The following is a 15,855-nucleotide window of genomic DNA, read 5'->3' on the forward strand; positions in this document are numbered from 1 at the left end:
CTTTCACGTGTCACTCATAAACTATCGGATTTCGATCAAACCTCTCTCGATCTGATCTCTTTCGGACGAATTCCAAAGCGTTTTTTGAAAGCCTCAGAGAAATGAGAGGGGGTATTAAACCCGCAATCCAGCGCAACGTTCGAGATTGGTTCATGCGTGGATTGCAACAAGGCCAGACCTTTTTCCAAACGAGTATGGAGCAGAACCTTTGCAAAGCCGTGCCCGGACTTGGCAAGCCACCGGCGGAAGGTCGCCTCACTCATCGCAAAATGACTGGCAACGTCGGTCGCACGCCATGCGTAGCTCAAGTCAGTTTCGATGAGGCTGCGCACCTTGCTCAGAGGGTTGTCTGTGTCGGGCTTTGACAAGTGTACGCCGATATGGCGTAGCCAGATGAGCGGCTCCAACAGTCGGTGCTGCCTTAAGGCTTCTGGTAGAGAAGTATTTGCCAATGTCTCTTTCATGAGGGCGAGCACGTCTTCTGGCTTATGCTCTTCTCTACGCACCAGCTGGATACCTGTAGCTGCTGGAGTTACCGGTTGGTCTGCATACACTGCATCTATCAGCGCGTTGGCAATGCTGACACCGTCTGCTTGATAATCGGCATCTACAAGCGGCCTGTTCTCGAGGCTGATGATAGAACCGGGAGGAAAGATGAAGAGGTCGCCCTCTGAACCGACTAACTCACCATTGTGCGGGCAGATTACCTTCTTCGTTCCCTTATGAATGAACGACAGGAAAGTTTGATGGAAGTACATGTCCGTGAACGTGGCTCGGGTGGCCTGCGTGATCAAGTGAATGGACAGGCCTGAGTCGTCAGGCAACATTCTGTCAGCTGTTTCATTTGAGAGTTGGGGCACTTTCACTGGTACTTTCAAACACCGCAGTTATAAGGGTTTTATCGAGCTAGAGCAGAATGGCAAGCATTCCCCCTAATCAGAACCGTTGGATCTGAGGCGCGTTATCGGTGATCTCGTAGTAGTCACCTTTGTCTTTGACGAAGATATGCTTGCCGATGTGCAAGTCGTTTGGCTCATCCAGACAACCGGCCGCGATAGCGATGTAGTCTTCCGCATGGATTTTATAAAACAGGCTCGATCCGCATCCTTTACAGAAACCTCGCTTTGCAAAATCTGAGGAAGCGTACCATTCAAGTCCATCGTCAACTGTGAAGGTGACTGCGCTTTCAGGAGCCACTGTGGAGGCCCAGACGTGGCCGCTTGTGCGCCGACATTGGCTACAGTGACAGACTGTGACGCTGTCTCTTACCGTTTCCACCTGAAACTGAACTTTGCCGCATTCACATTTACCAGTGACCATGTTCCCTCTCCCCTCATTTATCAAGGAACCAAGATAGGGAGGAGGCTTTGGCCGGACAACAAAAAAAGCAGGCTCCTCTCGGAACCTGCCTTTTAAAAAGCTTCTGCTTCCTGCTTTAGCAATTAAGCTACAGCAGCCTGTGCTTTTTCAACCAGAGCCTTGAATGCGTCAGGCTGGTTGATTGCCAGGTCAGAAAGAACCTTACGGTCAACTTCGATGCCAGCTTTGTTCAAGCCATCGATGAAGCGGCCGTAGGTCATGCCGTGTTCACGGGTCGCAGCGTTGATACGCTGGATCCAGAGTGCACGGAAGTTGCGCTTGCGAGCCTTGCGGTCGCGGTAAGCGTACTGTGCCGCTTTCTCGACTGCCTGCTTAGCAACGCGGATGGTGTTCTTACGACGGCCGTAGTAACCTTTGGCTGCCTTAATAACTTTTTTATGACGAGCGTGGGCGGTAACGCCTCTTTTTACACGTGACATGGTTGTCTCCTGGTCTCAGCTTTAAGGCTTAGCCGTAAGGCAGATATTTTTTCACGATACGAGCATCTGCATCACACAGAGTGGTGGTACCACGTGCGTTACGGATGAACTTGTTCGTGCGTTTGATCATGCCGTGGCGCTTGCCAGCCTGAGCACATTTAACTTTGCCAGTCGCGGTCAGTTTGAAGCGCTTTTTGGCTCCAGACTTCGTCTTCAACTTGGGCATTTTGCGTCCTTTCTTGTGATGATCAGCGAACCGATCAAAAATTTGCAATGGATGCATCAGAAGCCGCCACGGCATGCCCTGTATTTCCGTCTTAATTCCTATAAATTATAGGAGGCAGAATACCGCCGGGCGACTTTGAACGCGGCCTTATAAAACTGCCAGCGTGGGAATGCAAGAAGATTCCCGTCAAACTCGGCTCGAATAGCCAGAGTTCAACCAGTTTACACCCCTGCCCTTGCCAGAGTGTGCATGACTATGGTGTTGCGAGGTGTGTTCGGCTCTTCAGATCCTGATGCCAAGCCTTTTAAGTGCACGGCCATAATCCGTAAAGAGCTGCTGGCAGGCCTGACGTTCAACACCTTCAAAAATTGCAATTTCAGGCCGCTGAACCATGCTTGCAGCCAGGTCTTTGGCCCGCAGGCTCATTTCCTGCGGCCAAAAGTTTGTGGCATCTTCATTGGTGTAGGCGCCGAACACCAGAGTATCAAAACCGGCCCAGATGGTGGCGGCCATACACATAGCGCAAGGCTCACACGTGCTGTAGAGAATGCCACCCGGAAAACTGCGGGCTTTGCTGGCCTCACTAGCGAGCCGAATGGCGTTGATCTCGCCATGGCAGGTGGGATCACACTCCTTGATCACGGAATCATAGGCCTGCGCCAGAAGCTCACCTTCTGCAGAGTAGACAGCACAGCCAAATGGCGATGGGTAAGGTGTCTCCAGTGAGGTCGCCGTGAAAGTAATCAGCTCTCTCATGCGCTGATGGTGCAGCTCCAGTTCGCTTTCTGTCATCACGTCCCTCCCCGATCTTTAGTTCCGCGAGGTTTGCTTATTAGATTCGAATACCGAGCTTGATCATAGTGCTGGCACAGTCAGTGAAGAGCTGCCGACAGGCATCGCGTTCAACCCCTTCGATGATCTCAATCTTCGGGCGCATGATGACGTGTTCTGCGATATCGCGCGCGCGCAGGTCCATCTCCTGCGGCCAGAAGTTTATCGCATCCTCATTTGTGAAAGCACCAAAGACCAACGTTTCCACGCCGATGCTGATGGTTGCTGTCATGCACATTGGGCAGGGTTCTGAAGTGGCGTAGAGGATACTGCCGGGAAAGCTGCGGGTTTTGTACTTTTTGCAGGCTTCGCGAATGGCGTTGAGTTCACCGTGGCTGCTGGGGTCGCATTCGCGGACCATTCTGTTGTAGGCCTGTGCAAGCAAGGTTCCGTCTGAGCCATACAGAGCGCCACCGAAGGGCGTGGGATATGGTGTTTCAAAGGAGGTTGCAGTGTATTCCACCAGCGCCTGCATGCGCTTTTGGTGTGTAGCCAGCTCGTTGTCCATGTGCTCCAACCGTGTTTCGTTGCCCCAAATGAAAATACCCGACACGCTGTGCCGGGTAATCTCAAAATTCTCTGGGGCTTCGGTTGAGTAGCTACACAGAAACCAAGCTGGAGCGCTTCAACCTGAGCCTATTAACGAGAAATAGGTGCTAGCACCATCATCATCTGGCGACCTTCCAGCTTAGGATGGGATTCGACCTTAGCGATATCTTGGGTCTCTTCCTTCACCTTAAGCAGAAGCTTCATGCCGAGATCTTGGTGAGCCATTTCACGGCCACGGAAGCGCAAGGTTACCTTAACCTTGTCTCCGCTCTCAAAGAAACGCATCATGTTTCTCATCTTCACTTCATAATCATGAGTGTCGATGTTTGGACGCATCTTGATTTCTTTGATCTCAACGATCTTCTGTTTTTTGCGTGCTTCAGCAGCTTTCTTCTGAGCTTGGTACTTGTAACGACCATAGTCCAGAATCTTACAAACAGGTGGTTGACTGTTCGGAGCAATTTCGACCAGATCCAAACCTTGTTCCACCGCCATTGCGAGGGCTTCTTCGGTTGGAGTTGGGCCGAGGTTCTCACCTTCGGCGTTGATCAGCTGCACTTCGCGAACGCGAATCTCTTTATTGGTGCGCGGCCCTTCCTTAGTGGGTGGCGGTGCGCGAAACGGACGGCGAATGTGAGTATCTCCTCTTTAGACTGCCGAACTTGCGAATATTTGATTGCAGTTCAATGACTCGTTCCAACTGTTTCGTCAAGTCGAGAAACACTTCCCAAGAACATCATTTTCGCTGCGTCGCTAGAATCAGGAAAAATGCCACGTAAGTCAACACTAGTTTTGTAGGTTCTGACGCGACATTTACAACCAGTTAGCTGTCTGTTGGTAACAGCTCCCGGTAAACGTTTAGTGTGGCTGAGCACATGGCCTGTTTGGTGAAGGATCGTTCGACGTGATCATGGGCGCGTTTGGTCAGTTTTGCCCGGTCTTCTTCACTCATATCCAGCGCTTGCGCCATGAGATCACAGAGCTCTTCTGCATTGCCATTCTCGAAATGCCAACCAGTGCGCTCTTCAGCTTTCACGATTGGCGGTACGAGTACGGTTTCCGGCACAGCGCCGATGTTAGAAACGATAATCGGCACACCTGCAGCCTGTGCTTCAACAGCTGCACGACCAAAAGCTTCCGCCTCAATGGAGGCCACGACAGAAGCATCTGCAATTGCGAGTGCTGCCGGTACATCAGAACAATGGCCGACGATGCGTACGTGTTCGATCAACTCGGATTCTGCGATCTGCAATTCCAGAGACTGGCGGTAGGCTTCGCGGCCCTGATCATCACCAGCCAGAACCACCAGAACATCATCATAGCCACCACGCTCAATCAGCTGGCGTGTGGCTTCGATCAGAACCCTCTGGCCTTTCCATTCCGTCAGGCGCGCCAGGTTCATAACAACACGGCGATTATCAGAAACTCCCCAGCGCGCGTAGGTCTGTCACACGCTCATCACTGATGTTGTCCCGATTGAAGGATTCCACATCTGGCCCGCGATAGATAACAGAGGTTTTGCCCTTGGTGCGTGGGTCACGTTTTTCGACCAGATCCGCAGTAAAGCGTGAGTTGGCAATCACTTTGTCTGCGCGAGTCATGGAGGAATTGTAAAACGCCTTGAACTTGTTCGTTTCCTTGTAAATGCCGTGATAGGTGGTGACATAAGGAATGTTCAGGCGGTGTGCTGCCCACAAAGCGGACCATGCAGGAGCTCGGGATCTGGCGTGCACCAGATCAACCCGGTTTTGCTGGCAGATGCGCTCAATCAGATAAGAGTTGCGCCACATGGTCCATGGGTTCTTGGACTTCACTGGCAGTTCAAAGTGCACGGCGCCGGTTGCTTCCAACTCAGGAACCATGCGTCCACCCTGCGAGATCACAAGGCTATTCCAGCCTTCGTTGACGATCGCCTCTGCCACATCCACTGTGGTGCGCTCGGCTCCGCCGGTTTGAAGGTCGGGGACAATTTGCAAAATGGTTGGCACTTTGGACATTTCTCTATGTTTTTTGAGCGGCATCCAACTATGCTCGCCCAAATGACAGGCAGGCAGGCGCGGAAGCACGATAATCAGGTTTCCAAACAGTTGCCGGCCACTATAAGCCGATAAGCGTTTGGAGGTTATGAATGAGTGCTGACTTACCGCAATTCATCAGCGTTGGCAAAGGAGACAGTGCGCGGCAGATTGCAGTGCGACATGATGAACGCGGTGCGCCGGGTGTTCTTTGGCTTTCCGGCTTCAAATCCGACATGCTTGGCACAAAGGCAGAAGTGCTTGCAGAATGGGCTGAAAAGAAGGGCCTGACCTGCACCCGCATGGATTACTCCGGTCACGGCGAATCCGGTGGTGAGTTTGTTGATGGCACCATCTCCCTTTGGCTGGAAGAAGCTGTGGCTGTGTTTAAACAGTTCTGCAAAGGCCCGACTGTTGTCATCGGTTCTTCCATGGGCGGCTGGATGGCTTTGCTGCTGGCTAAGTCACTCCATGAAGCTTCGGAAGAGATGGAAGGCTCCCTCTCTGGCATGGTGCTGATTGCGCCTGCTCCTGATTTTACCGAGGAACTGATGTGGAAGCATGAGTTTACCGATGAGATCAAGCAGGAGATTATGGAGAAAGGCCGCTTCGAGCGCCCTTCCGAGTATGAAGACAGCCCGTACATCATCACGCGTGACCTGATCGAAGACGGCAGAAAGAACCTGCTGCTCGGTGAGCCAATCATCACCAACTGCAAGACCATCATTCTACAGGGCCAGAAAGATGACGCGGTGCCGTGGCAGCATGCCTTGCGTATCGTCGAAGGCATGGCGCATGACGATGTGGTGCTGACTCTGGTGAAAGACGGCGATCATCGCCTGTCGCGTCCTGAAGATCTGGATCGCATGATCGCAGCCGTGGCCGAACTCGCCCAGCGTTGATTTAATCTAGTGGTTAGGCTTCTGATGCAGGAGCCTAGCTGCCACTCATTTGACCGCATAGATCTGCGATCTCCTGGTGAAACCAATCATACCGAGCAGGTAGAGGGCGATGCTTCTTCACCGTCATGTATAGCGGGTCGCTGACGGGTTCTTTCAACTCCAGAGTTTTGATCTTCTGCTGCGCCTCAAAGCTGCACACTGCGGTTTCGGGAAGGACTGTGTACCCCAGCCCTTGCGAGACAGGCACGAGAATCTGGCTGAGTTGGTTGATGTAGCCAGTCACCCGCAGATCACCCTTAGCGGATGCCATCTCCACGAAATTCGGCGTAAGTAAACGCTCTGCGTAATGCTGGCCGTCCGGGTGATCAATGAAACCCAGTTTTTGCAGGCCTTCGAATGCGACTGCTCTTCCTTTGAAATCTGCTGGCACGACAAGGCAGAGGGGCTCGTTGCCGATGTGCTGCAGTTCCAACGCTGAGTGCTGTGCTTGTTGGGTGACTATGCAGAGATCCATCTCGTTGCTTTGTAACAGCTGAAGGCTACGATGGTTTGGAGCGACCTCGACCTTCAGCATTAATCCGGGATATCGGCTCTGGCGTTCGAGTAGCTTTGGGTAGAGATAGAGCGCCATGGAACCGGAGCACGCAATACGGATTTCGCCGGTGTTTGGGTCATCCTGCTGAATAGCTTCCCGAAGTTCTGCCTCCTGCCTTTCGGCTGTGAGCGCGAAGCTCAACAGAAGTTCCCCTTCCCGTGTCAGCTCAAAGCCCTTGCCGATCTTCGTAATCAGCGGCGCTCCGATCTGCTGCTCCAGCTTTTTCAGATGCTGGCTGACACCCGGCTGCGTCATGCCGAGTTGATTGGCTGTCTGTGTGAAGTGACCAGTTTCGGTTAATTTGACGAAGGTTCTGAGCCATTGGGAGTTTAACATGGTCCCAACATACATAACATTAAATTATCATAAAACTAATAAATGATAATTTCTGATTTTCTCACAGACTTGCTACATCCAACGTGTTCAAGGCATTCCGCCTATTGAGATTAGCGTAGCGAGGTCTGTTATGTCCGCCCCTTATCCAAGACGTTTCTCCCACATTGGTCTTTCTGTTCCTGATGTGGAAGCTGCGGTGAAGTTCTATCGTGATGTGATGGGCTGGTACATCATCATGGAGCCAAGCGAGATCGTTGAAGATGACAGCGCAATTGGCGAGATGTGCACCGACGTGTTTGGTAAAGGCTGGAAGAGCTTCAAAATTGCTCACCTATCCACCAGCGATGGCATCGGCGTTGAGCTCTTTGAGTTTGCTCAGAACGAGAGCCCAGAGAACAACTTCGAATACTGGAAGACCGGCATCTTCCATTACTGTGTTCAGGACCCTGATGTGGAAGGTCTCGCAGACAAGATTGAGGCCGCAGGTGGTAAGCGCCGCATGAAAGAGCCACGCTATTACTATCCGGGTGAGAAGCCTTATCGCATGATCTACATGGAAGATCCGTTCGGCAATATTCTGGAGATCTACAGCCATTCCTACGAGCTGCACTATTCCAGCGGTGCCTACCAGAAATCCTAGGTTCTCCAAGGTGTGCTCGAAGAATTTTAATCGAGCACATCTAAATCTGCCCCAGCTTTCTTAGAGTGGCTGAAAGGCGTTTGGCTGCAAATAGACCAGTATTCTGACAGGTCTTGAAGAGTAGCAGCCCATGTCAAAAGACATTCTGGTGGCAATCGCCTTCTTTTCCGCCAACGGACACACCGAGACGCTGGCACATGCGATCGCGCGTGGTGCCCGCGAAAATGGCGTGACCGTTACCTTTGTGCCTGTCAGCGAGTATGAAGATACGGACTGGGGCACTCTGGAAGCCGCCGATGCCATCGTATTCGGCACCCCAACCTACATGGGCGGTGTTGCCGCTCCCTTCAAATTCTTCATGGATGCCTCTGCCACCGTTTGGTACAAACAGGGCTGGATCAACAAGATTGCCGGGGGCTTCAGCGTTTCCGGTTCCATGAGCGGTGACCGGCTCAACGTTTTCCTTCAAATGGCGACCTTTGCTGCTCAGCATGGTATGATCTGGGTGAGCTTGGCATGCCTCCCGGCAACAATTACAGCTTCGGCAGCAATGACGATCTCAACCGCCTCGGCGTGTACTATGGCGCTGCTGCGCAGGCCAACATGGATGAAGGGCCGGAGGTCGCTCCACCGCAGTCGGACCGTGACACAGCTTTCGCTTATGGCGCCCGTATTGCCAAAGCAACGCGTCGCTGGGTGGAAGGTGGTCACAATCAACCTCAGCAAAGCAAAGGTAAGTCTCCCTTGCACTGATGATATGCTATAAGCTTGTGTTTTAAGATTTTTTCCAGTTTGGAAGTAATCATGGTTGTGTTGGAGGCAACTGAATGGCGTGGATCTGGCTCATCATTGCAGGCATGTTTGAAATGGCTTTTGCCATCTGCCTCAAGCTCTCTGGGGGCTTCACCAGACCGCTCTACACCATCGCTTTTGTCATCACGGCTTTCCTGTCGCTTTACTTCCTGACCAGAGCGATGGCCTCTATCCCCATCGGCACGGCCTACGCCGTCTGGACAGGCATCGGCGCCTCCGGCATCGCAATCCTAGGCATCTTTCTCTTCGGCGAACCCGTCACCTTCCTCCGCCTCTTCTTCATCGCCCTCCTCATCGCCGCAATCGTGGGGCTGAAGTTTGTGTCGAATGGGTAGGAGTGGTTAGGCTCGTTCGAAAGCTGCTTCAAATTGCTCGGCCAGCTCTTGCGATGCTCTGACTCAGCCCGGGTCACCTTCACCAAAGCTACCGCCAACGCAGAACAGATCATTCTTAAAAATCGCCGTACGAAGCATCTCCGTTTGCAATAGGGTGAAGCTTGGTTTGTAACAGACAACTCCTTGGATCTTTTGTTGTTCTTTCAATAACTTGATTACTGATGAGGCATTCTGCGGGCGCTTCAACAGTAAAATATTCACTTCTCGCATTCCAGATGAGAGCGACGCTTGCTTCTGTCGGTAGCGTAGTACTTCTGCTTCAGATTGAAGAGTATCTCGTATGGCAACATATCTGCAATTTCTGAGGGAACTAACAGCTTTAAACTGAGGTGAGTTTGCTTCAATCTCATTCATAGCGACCAGATTGAAACTGGTGAGTTCGGGTAGCCTATCAACTTGATCTATATTCAGTTGGTTAAAGCAAACACCCTGATCTGAAAATTGATGGTGATCAGCAACTCTTAATGTTGGAAAGAACAAATCAAACTGAGCCGCAAATTCGTTGCCCGGCTCAGTTGAGTGCAGGATATTTCGAAGTTTATCTGCAGCGTGCTGCTTGCGGATCTTATATTTGTAGTTTCTCCCAAAACTGACAGCTGATCGCCCTTTATAGAGCACGGCAACAACTGGCGAGTTGGTCATGTACGCCAAATGTGTTCCGTTCTTACAGATAAAGCAACGGTTGAACTCATCAGCATCTAGATGCTTTTTGCAAATAGCAACAATCTCAAGTCCACTTTGCACCAGATCAGCTTTGATCCCCTCAACAAACCATACCTGCTTTTCCTGATCTGGTTTGATGACGAGGATGTTGTGTTCCATAGAGATAGCTCAATCAGACAAGTTGAGTTGCTGGGTCGTGTGTAGTGATTGGCATCATGTCATTGTTCAAGCACTCCACAACCTCCACACGTTCTGGGTTTCGAAGAAGCTTTGCATACTTGTATTTGAAGCTGCCACTTGAGAGTTCAACAATCTGGTTTGCCACCCAAATAGGATCAAGCATCGTCTTGGTGTCTTCATATGTATTGTCCCAGAAAGACGTTCGAATGCCTGAAGGAGCCACCACGAGAACCTTGCCCAGACTTTGATCCCTCACTAACGATGCTCCCAACATGCCCAAGCCTGACTTAGTTGCACAATAGGCAGGCTCCAACTCGCGAGGGGTGTATTGAGAGCTGGACGTGATTAGTATTATCTTGAGAGGAAAATCTGATCTTCTCTTGAGGCGCTGGATCAGCAGCATTGGAGCTAGCAGACCGACATTTACCATTGCACCCAGATCGTTGTCTTCAAGCTCATCAATATGACCTCGTTGCAGAAAGCCAGCTGCATAAACAAGTGTATGGACTGGATCAAAACACTCCAAGACCCGATCAATATCCTGTCCCAGCTGAATTGGATCATGCGTCATTGCGAAGTTTTGGAAGGTTACCTCTTCAATATCAGGCTGCTTGCGCCCAGTAACACAAACATTATGCCCTTCATTCGCATAATGCTTTGCCAGCTCAAGGCTAACGCCAGATGTCCCGCCAACAATCAAAATGTTCTTTTTCATAAATGGTGCTTTCTAAAATCAAATCAGTATCCTGAAACATACCTTGCAAATGCAATGCAAAGGAAAGCTCAGTTGCACCCTTAAATACTCAGTGATACTACTACCATCATTAGTTGTATTCTATTGATATTGGCATCTGTTGCAAAAGCGTTCTGATCATATTCGGGTCCACCACCAGCGGGACGTCAGGTGGAGGGATTGGGTTGAGACCTATCATGCGGTGACGGGTGATGTGGCGAACAAGGCCTATTGTCCACCTAAAGAAAATTTCTCTGCTTCTGTCAGTGCACGAATTCTGACAAATGCGAGCCTTGGTTTGATTTCGGGTGGGAACTATTTTGTCGAGCGTACCGAACGACGTACCGCGCAAGACAATATCGATGTCTACTGCCTGCAATTATACCAGCATACAGGTGGTAGCGAGCTTAATTGTTCTGAGGGCAGCTTAACTCTGAAAAGCGGTGATCTGGTTTTTTATGATGCCACGCAGCCGATGTCCGCTCATCATGCAGATTATCAACTCTGCAAGTTGATGCTTCCGCGCGCGAGGCTCAGCAAGTACATCTGCGAGCACCGCAGTCATCCTGTTCAGATCTTTCGGGGTAACGAAGCTCCGCTTCCCATAATTCGCCAGTTGATGTCGAGCCTAGGCACAGAAATCAATACACTCAATGATCAGCACTACTCGAGCATTGTCGATTGCATTGCGGAGTTGGTTGGGCAGATGCTTTCTGATCAACCCAATACGGCTGCTCCTCCTGTATTGTCTCACTCTTCTCAACTTTTGCGACGGTTACAGGTAAAGGATTTGTTGCGGCAGCATTTGTCAAACCCGCACTTAAGCAGTGATGAACTGGCTCACCTGATGGGTGTTTCACGCAGCACGCTGTATCGATTGCTTGAGCCGATGGGAGGTTTCGCCAAATACTTACGTTCCATGCGCCTTGTACGAGCTCGACAAGTTTTGCAAGTTCAGAGCAACGTCGAGATTGGCCGACTAGCAGAGCAATGCGGTTTTTCGCATTTCTCAACCTTCTCCAAAGTGTTCCGAGATGAGTTTGATATGAGCCCGCGTGAGATGTTGGGTGAACTGCACGAAGACACGAAGTCACCGCTTGATGCTTATGTTTATTGGGCAACGGCCCAGTAAACCCAGCCCAACCATGTGTAAATTGTTGATAAACTAAATAATTTCTGGCTCATTTCGAGAGACACGGAAGTGCGCTAATTTTCTTCTCTGTGTCATCTCCACTCAATACAGCAGGAAACTTTTTCTCCTGCGTTTCATTTAGCTGCAGACAAGGTGTTATCGGCCAGAATAGTGAGGCCTTTCGTTTCAAAAATACTTCGTTTTACTCTCTTATGCAGTCGAAACATGTATTTGCTACATGCACTCTTTAGTCCGTCAGGAGGTTATGTAGCGCATTGCTTTTCATGGAATCTGATTGCTTATGTCACCGTCTTTTTGCTTAAAGAAATGCTTTTCCCAACTCTCTTCTATCGCCCTAATCTCCACATCCGCTGCTGTTGCACCGTACTCGGCACATAGCCAACCACTTTGGTTAACATTGGAAGAGCTGACCCCATTGCCATTAATACCAACCCGACCAAACGTTGATCTTATTACAACAGGTGTGAACGCTGATGGCAGCATTATCTCTGGTAGTATTAATGATGGTTACAATGGCAGCGCGATCCTCTGGCCGTCAGCGCAAACCACTCCAATTCTATTGGGTAAGCATCAAGGATCTTTGTATTCTTTTTCTTATGATATCAGTGCTGACGGGCAGGTCGTAGTCGGGAACTCTAGATTCTATAGCCAGAACTCAAACCAAGGGCATTATCGCGCTTTCCGTTGGGAAAACGGCCTCTTCCAAGATCTCGGCTTTCTGCCCGGCGGAACTGAATCATTTGCCACGGCTAGCGACGCTTCTGGAGAGATTATCGTTGGAGCAGCTGAGAACTCTAATGGTTTTACGCATGCATTTCTCTGGCAAAATGGAAAAATGCAGGACCTTGGTACTGTAAAAGGAGCTGACGACTCAGTCGCAAACAGCATCTCAGCAGATGGAACAGTCGTAGTGGGTGCGCTCTTTAGGCAACAAGGTGGAACTACTGCATTCCGTTGGCAAAACGGAAAAATGGAAGCGCTTAGTCCATTAAAAGGAGACGATGATACTGATGCACACGATGTCAGCGCTGATGGACACATCATCGTTGGTAGCTCTGGCCCCAATAATGCTTCTGTCGCTGTCCGATGGGTAGACAAAAAAATTCAAAACCTAGGTACTCTTAACGGAGATTCTAACTCTTATGCACGGGCTACAAGTGCTAGCGGAAACATCATCGTCGGATCCTCAACACATAATGGACGCAGTCGTGCATTTCGCTGGCAGAACGGAAAAATGGAAGACATAGGACAACTCACTGGAGCAATTAATACATTCGCTTCAGACATCAGCGCAGATGGTCGAACGATCGTGGGAAGTTCATATGACGGCTTACAGACGCGAGCTTTCATTTATAGAAACACTATGCAAGATCTTGCCAATGTGCAGGCGTCTGCGGTGGAGGTTGCGGATGAGTTTGCAAATGCCGTTGATTTGAATGGGCGGTTGGCGAGAGAGCTTCGGGAAGAAGAGTGTCACATCTCATCGGGCTACAATGCGTGTCTGGGTGTACGTTCCGGGGTAACCAGCTTGTTTCAGGGTACAAATGCATTTGGTGGAAGCGTAACTGGCGCGGTCCAAATCGATAGTGAATTGAAACTCGGAGCAAGTGTAGGCGCTTACGGAGAAGGAAATGCAGGTTCGACATTAGATCTCAACTACGGTGTCAGCATTGGAGCATTTGCGGAGTATTTGATTGACGCCCTCCCCTTCAGTTCTTCTGAGACACAGTTTCGCGCCCGACTTGATGGGGCTTGGCTTTATAGCGATGCAGACGTCACACGCGGGCAGGGTTACACGGACGTTCAGACTGGAAAGGGTTCTACCAGTTTCAACAGCGGCACCGTAGGAGCAAAGCTTATTGCGGATCATCAGATCTCTGAAACTCTTGTGGTTTCTCCTTACATTGGAGCTTATTGGGAGAGCACTTATCAAGCTGGCTATAACGAACAGATGGAGCTGGATACGATTGCGCACATACATGGTGGTTCCACTAGTGCTGTAGCGGGTGTCTTTGGTGTTTGGTCTCGGTTCTCGGCTTCAGAGCAGCTGGAACTTAGCTTTGGTTTGCAAGGAGAAGTTGACTTCTTTGCGGATGATGTTGAAGTTTCAGCATCAACCAACATCCCCGGTTTGGCGCATTTTTCAGTTGGCTCCGATCGCTCACAAAGCAAAGTTCGGATCACCACAGAAGCAGGTGCTGCCTACAATCTGACCGAGAAAAGCCGCGTTGAGGTAATAGGGAAAGTATTTTCTTCCCGATACCAAGATAAGCTTGGTGGCGATCTTGCCCTTAGGTTCTCCAGCAGTTTTTAGAGCACTATCGTCCATCAACTCTTCAGCTACCGATACTGCCTCGTGGTTTCTTTCATGAGGGTGCGGGTCCATTGGATCATGGGGTCGTGGTGGTAGCGTTCGTGCCAGTAGAGGAAGAATTCCTGGTGGTGGTCTTTCAGGAAGTCCGGCACTGGCGAGGCTATGGTGTTGTGGCCTTCATAGATTTTCTTGTCGAAGATTGAAGGCACAAGGAAGAGCAGGTCTGTTTGGCCGCAGAAGTGCATGGCGGCGAAGAAACTGCTGATTTTTACGGCGACATTTCGTTTGCGGCCCATTGCGGCCAACTTCTCATCAATGATGCTTTGGCCTGCGCCGGTGATCATGACCGAGATATGGTCTTGAGCGAGATAGTCATCCAGTGAGATTGGCTTGCCTGCAAGTGAATGGTCTTTGCTCATCAGGCAGACGTAGCTGAAACGACCCAGTGAAATACGGTGGAGCTGACTTGTGGCTGCATTGGGCTCCTGACCAGAAAGGACGAAGTGGGCTTCTCCAGTTTCCAGCGGCTCAAATTGATTGCGAATATTGCTCTTCAGCTCCAGCTTCATACCCGGAGCTTCCTGCTTCATCCGTTTCAGAAGAGGTGGGCCGTAGAGGTTCACCTCCAGCTCAGGACCAGAAAAGCGAATGGTCTCTTTCGCTGTTGCCGGGTCAAACTCCGGCTTTGCGATCATTTCCTGAATAGTTGCCAGAGCGGATGGGAGCAGTCTTTGGATTTCGGCGGCTCTTTCCGTCAGCTCATAATCTCCGGCAATACGTACCAGCAGGGGATCATTTAGCAACTCACGCAGGCGCTGCAGGGCGCGGCTGACTGCGGGCTGGCTCATATGCAGCTGCGTTGCTGCCAACGAGACGTGCCTCGTTTCCAGAAGCTTCTCCAGAATGACGAGAAGGTTCAGATCCACGCCACGCAAATTCACCTGACGCATACTTACTATACCTTACATGCATTAGACGAATACTTGGTAGCTGAATAAACCGGTCCTGTCGATCTTACAGTGCAGAAAAGGAAATGCGATGAGCAAAGTGATTGTTGTCTATCATAGCGGTTATGGCCACACGCAGGTTTTAGCGGAAGCCGTGCAGCGAGGTGCGTTGGATGCCGGTGCAGATGCGGAGCTGATGTCCGTTGCTAAACTCGAGAACGTGAATTGGGATAAGCTGGCTGCGGCGGACGCCCTTATCTTTGGCTCTCCAACTTACATGGGCAGCGCGAGCGCACCGTTTAAGGCCTTTATGGATGCGTCCTCCAAGGTTTGGATGGAGCGTGGCTGGGTGGACAAAATCGCCGGTGCTTTCACTGTTTCAGCCTCTCGCAGTGGCGATAAACTGGGCACGCTGACACAGCTGAGCGTGTTTGCTGCACAGCATGGCATGATCTGGGTCGGGCTGGATCTGATGCCGGGCAACAACAGCAGTAAAGGCTCAGAAGAAGACCTCAATCGCCTTGGCAGTACGCTGGGTGTGATGGCTCAAGCCAATGCTGATGAAGGGCCCGAAGTGGTTCCGCCACAGGCAGACAAAGATACCGCAAAGGCACTTGGTGGCAGAATTGCGAAGGTGGCCGCTGCACTCACCCGCGAGAGCGAGGCGGCTTAACCCTTAATTCACTGCAATCACAAGTGCTTGGATTTCTGCCATGTAAGGTGCCATCTCTTCACCTCATTTTTGGACAAACTCGATACGTATA

General features: G+C 50.7%; 20 protein-coding genes. 7 read left to right on the forward strand and 13 right to left on the reverse strand.

Features of this window, described 5'->3' with window-relative positions; translation table 11 throughout:
* Positions 1–35 precede the first annotated feature (35 nt).
* From JCM12308_RS15345 to JCM12308_RS32785, 9 genes are all read right to left on the reverse strand, one after another.
* Positions 36–827, reverse strand: a complete 792-nt coding sequence (locus JCM12308_RS15345; protein WP_054784331.1) for a helix-turn-helix transcriptional regulator — start codon at positions 825–827, stop codon at positions 36–38.
* Positions 828–936: 109 nt separating this feature from the next.
* The gene (locus JCM12308_RS15350) at positions 937–1,320 is read right to left on the reverse strand and encodes a GFA family protein (protein ID WP_054784332.1); all 384 of its coding nucleotides are present in this window, start codon (positions 1,318–1,320) and stop codon (positions 937–939) included.
* 122 nt (positions 1,321–1,442) lie between these two features.
* Positions 1,443–1,799, reverse strand: a complete 357-nt coding sequence (rplT, locus tag JCM12308_RS15355) for a 50S ribosomal protein L20 (RefSeq protein ID WP_008553032.1) — start codon at positions 1,797–1,799, stop codon at positions 1,443–1,445.
* 28 nt (positions 1,800–1,827) lie between these two features.
* Positions 1,828–2,025 carry a 50S ribosomal protein L35 gene (gene rpmI / locus JCM12308_RS15360; RefSeq protein WP_008553139.1) on the reverse strand — a complete coding sequence of 66 codons (198 nt, stop codon included), beginning with the start codon at positions 2,023–2,025 and terminating at the stop codon, positions 1,828–1,830.
* A gap of 282 nt (positions 2,026–2,307) precedes the next feature.
* Entirely contained in the window at positions 2,308–2,817 is a 510-nt protein-coding gene (locus tag JCM12308_RS15365; RefSeq protein WP_054784333.1) for a nucleoside deaminase, read from the reverse strand.
* A gap of 40 nt (positions 2,818–2,857) precedes the next feature.
* Positions 2,858–3,409 carry a nucleoside deaminase gene (locus JCM12308_RS15370; RefSeq protein WP_083417158.1) on the reverse strand — a complete coding sequence of 184 codons (552 nt, stop codon included), beginning with the start codon at positions 3,407–3,409 and terminating at the stop codon, positions 2,858–2,860.
* An 86-nt stretch (positions 3,410–3,495) separates the two neighbouring features.
* On the reverse strand, positions 3,496–4,038 hold the full coding sequence (gene infC / locus JCM12308_RS15375) for a translation initiation factor IF-3 (RefSeq protein WP_083417159.1): 543 nt from the start codon (positions 4,036–4,038) through the stop codon (positions 3,496–3,498).
* Positions 4,039–4,228: 190 nt separating this feature from the next.
* On the reverse strand, positions 4,229–4,807 hold the full coding sequence (locus JCM12308_RS32780) for a glycosyltransferase family 4 protein (RefSeq protein ID WP_306303348.1): 579 nt from the start codon (positions 4,805–4,807) through the stop codon (positions 4,229–4,231).
* Between the two features lie 16 nt (positions 4,808–4,823).
* A complete protein-coding gene (locus JCM12308_RS32785) occupies positions 4,824–5,402 on the reverse strand; it encodes a glycosyltransferase (protein ID WP_306303349.1) in 579 nt (192 codons plus the stop codon).
* Between the two features lie 131 nt (positions 5,403–5,533).
* On the opposite strand from JCM12308_RS32785, the gene JCM12308_RS15385 reads away from it, so the two are divergent.
* Positions 5,534–6,322 (forward strand): alpha/beta hydrolase, encoded by a 789-nt coding sequence (locus tag JCM12308_RS15385; protein WP_054784334.1) that lies wholly within the window; start codon positions 5,534–5,536, stop codon positions 6,320–6,322.
* A gap of 34 nt (positions 6,323–6,356) precedes the next feature.
* Here JCM12308_RS15385 and JCM12308_RS15390 read toward each other — a convergent pair whose 3' ends face one another.
* A complete protein-coding gene (locus JCM12308_RS15390; RefSeq protein ID WP_208609128.1) occupies positions 6,357–7,253 on the reverse strand; it encodes a LysR family transcriptional regulator in 897 nt (298 codons plus the stop codon).
* A 130-nt stretch (positions 7,254–7,383) separates the two neighbouring features.
* On the opposite strand from JCM12308_RS15390, the gene JCM12308_RS15395 reads away from it, so the two are divergent.
* From JCM12308_RS15395 to JCM12308_RS15405, 3 genes are all read left to right on the forward strand, one after another.
* Positions 7,384–7,893 carry a lactoylglutathione lyase family protein gene (locus tag JCM12308_RS15395; protein WP_054784336.1) on the forward strand — a complete coding sequence of 170 codons (510 nt, stop codon included), beginning with the start codon at positions 7,384–7,386 and terminating at the stop codon, positions 7,891–7,893.
* Between the two features lie 130 nt (positions 7,894–8,023).
* Complete coding sequence (locus JCM12308_RS15400; RefSeq protein WP_244271913.1) at positions 8,024–8,659, forward strand: flavodoxin family protein; 636 nt, start codon at positions 8,024–8,026, stop codon at positions 8,657–8,659.
* Positions 8,660–8,720: 61 nt separating this feature from the next.
* The gene (locus JCM12308_RS15405; protein WP_054784337.1) at positions 8,721–9,041 is read left to right on the forward strand and encodes a DMT family transporter; all 321 of its coding nucleotides are present in this window, start codon (positions 8,721–8,723) and stop codon (positions 9,039–9,041) included.
* Positions 9,042–9,104: 63 nt separating this feature from the next.
* Here JCM12308_RS15405 and JCM12308_RS15410 read toward each other — a convergent pair whose 3' ends face one another.
* Both JCM12308_RS15410 and JCM12308_RS15415 read right to left on the reverse strand, forming a co-directional pair.
* Entirely contained in the window at positions 9,105–9,923 is an 819-nt protein-coding gene (locus JCM12308_RS15410) for a nucleoside-diphosphate kinase (RefSeq protein ID WP_054784338.1), read from the reverse strand.
* A 13-nt stretch (positions 9,924–9,936) separates the two neighbouring features.
* Positions 9,937–10,659, reverse strand: a complete 723-nt coding sequence (locus JCM12308_RS15415; RefSeq protein WP_054784339.1) for an SDR family NAD(P)-dependent oxidoreductase — start codon at positions 10,657–10,659, stop codon at positions 9,937–9,939.
* Positions 10,660–10,879: 220 nt separating this feature from the next.
* Between JCM12308_RS15415 and JCM12308_RS15420 the strand changes: the two genes are divergently transcribed.
* Complete coding sequence (locus JCM12308_RS15420; protein ID WP_054784340.1) at positions 10,880–11,809, forward strand: helix-turn-helix domain-containing protein; 930 nt, start codon at positions 10,880–10,882, stop codon at positions 11,807–11,809.
* Between the two features lie 418 nt (positions 11,810–12,227).
* Complete coding sequence (locus JCM12308_RS15425) at positions 12,228–14,144, forward strand: hypothetical protein (protein WP_164845323.1); 1,917 nt, start codon at positions 12,228–12,230, stop codon at positions 14,142–14,144.
* 26 nt (positions 14,145–14,170) lie between these two features.
* Here JCM12308_RS15425 and JCM12308_RS15430 read toward each other — a convergent pair whose 3' ends face one another.
* Positions 14,171–15,094, reverse strand: a complete 924-nt coding sequence (locus tag JCM12308_RS15430; RefSeq protein WP_054784342.1) for a LysR family transcriptional regulator — start codon at positions 15,092–15,094, stop codon at positions 14,171–14,173.
* 88 nt (positions 15,095–15,182) lie between these two features.
* Between JCM12308_RS15430 and JCM12308_RS15435 the strand changes: the two genes are divergently transcribed.
* Positions 15,183–15,764, forward strand: a complete 582-nt coding sequence (locus JCM12308_RS15435) for a flavodoxin family protein (protein WP_054784343.1) — start codon at positions 15,183–15,185, stop codon at positions 15,762–15,764.
* The last annotated feature ends 91 nt before the right edge of the window (positions 15,765–15,855 follow it).

Origin of the sequence: Pseudovibrio denitrificans JCM 12308 (assembly GCF_001310815.1) — a bacterium.
GTDB lineage: Bacteria > Pseudomonadota > Alphaproteobacteria > Rhizobiales > Stappiaceae > Pseudovibrio > Pseudovibrio denitrificans.

What these genes read in the sequence shown, in the direction of transcription:
- rpmI (WP_008553139.1), bottom strand. Translation starts at nt 2,025, where the DNA reads ATGCCCAAGTTGAAGACGAAGTCTGGAGCCAAAAAGCGCTTCAAACTG.
- JCM12308_RS15390 (WP_208609128.1), bottom strand. Translation starts at nt 7,253, where the DNA reads ATGTTAAACTCCCAATGGCTCAGAACCTTCGTCAAATTAACCGAAACT.
- JCM12308_RS15435 (WP_054784343.1), top strand. Translation starts at nt 15,183, where the DNA reads ATGAGCAAAGTGATTGTTGTCTATCATAGCGGTTATGGCCACACGCAG.
- JCM12308_RS15350 (WP_054784332.1), bottom strand. Translation starts at nt 1,320, where the DNA reads ATGGTCACTGGTAAATGTGAATGCGGCAAAGTTCAGTTTCAGGTGGAA.
- JCM12308_RS15410 (WP_054784338.1), bottom strand. Translation starts at nt 9,923, where the DNA reads ATGGAACACAACATCCTCGTCATCAAACCAGATCAGGAAAAGCAGGTA.
- JCM12308_RS15400 (WP_244271913.1), top strand. Translation starts at nt 8,024, where the DNA reads ATGTCAAAAGACATTCTGGTGGCAATCGCCTTCTTTTCCGCCAACGGA.
- JCM12308_RS32785 (WP_306303349.1), bottom strand. Translation starts at nt 5,402, where the DNA reads ATGTCCAAAGTGCCAACCATTTTGCAAATTGTCCCCGACCTTCAAACC.
- JCM12308_RS15345 (WP_054784331.1), bottom strand. Translation starts at nt 827, where the DNA reads ATGTTGCCTGACGACTCAGGCCTGTCCATTCACTTGATCACGCAGGCC.
- JCM12308_RS15405 (WP_054784337.1), top strand. Translation starts at nt 8,721, where the DNA reads ATGGCGTGGATCTGGCTCATCATTGCAGGCATGTTTGAAATGGCTTTT.
- rplT (WP_008553032.1), bottom strand. Translation starts at nt 1,799, where the DNA reads ATGTCACGTGTAAAAAGAGGCGTTACCGCCCACGCTCGTCATAAAAAA.
- JCM12308_RS15385 (WP_054784334.1), top strand. Translation starts at nt 5,534, where the DNA reads ATGAGTGCTGACTTACCGCAATTCATCAGCGTTGGCAAAGGAGACAGT.
- JCM12308_RS32780 (WP_306303348.1), bottom strand. Translation starts at nt 4,807, where the DNA reads ATGAACCTGGCGCGCCTGACGGAATGGAAAGGCCAGAGGGTTCTGATC.
- JCM12308_RS15415 (WP_054784339.1), bottom strand. Translation starts at nt 10,659, where the DNA reads ATGAAAAAGAACATTTTGATTGTTGGCGGGACATCTGGCGTTAGCCTT.
- JCM12308_RS15395 (WP_054784336.1), top strand. Translation starts at nt 7,384, where the DNA reads ATGTCCGCCCCTTATCCAAGACGTTTCTCCCACATTGGTCTTTCTGTT.
- JCM12308_RS15430 (WP_054784342.1), bottom strand. Translation starts at nt 15,094, where the DNA reads ATGCGTCAGGTGAATTTGCGTGGCGTGGATCTGAACCTTCTCGTCATT.
- JCM12308_RS15365 (WP_054784333.1), bottom strand. Translation starts at nt 2,817, where the DNA reads ATGACAGAAAGCGAACTGGAGCTGCACCATCAGCGCATGAGAGAGCTG.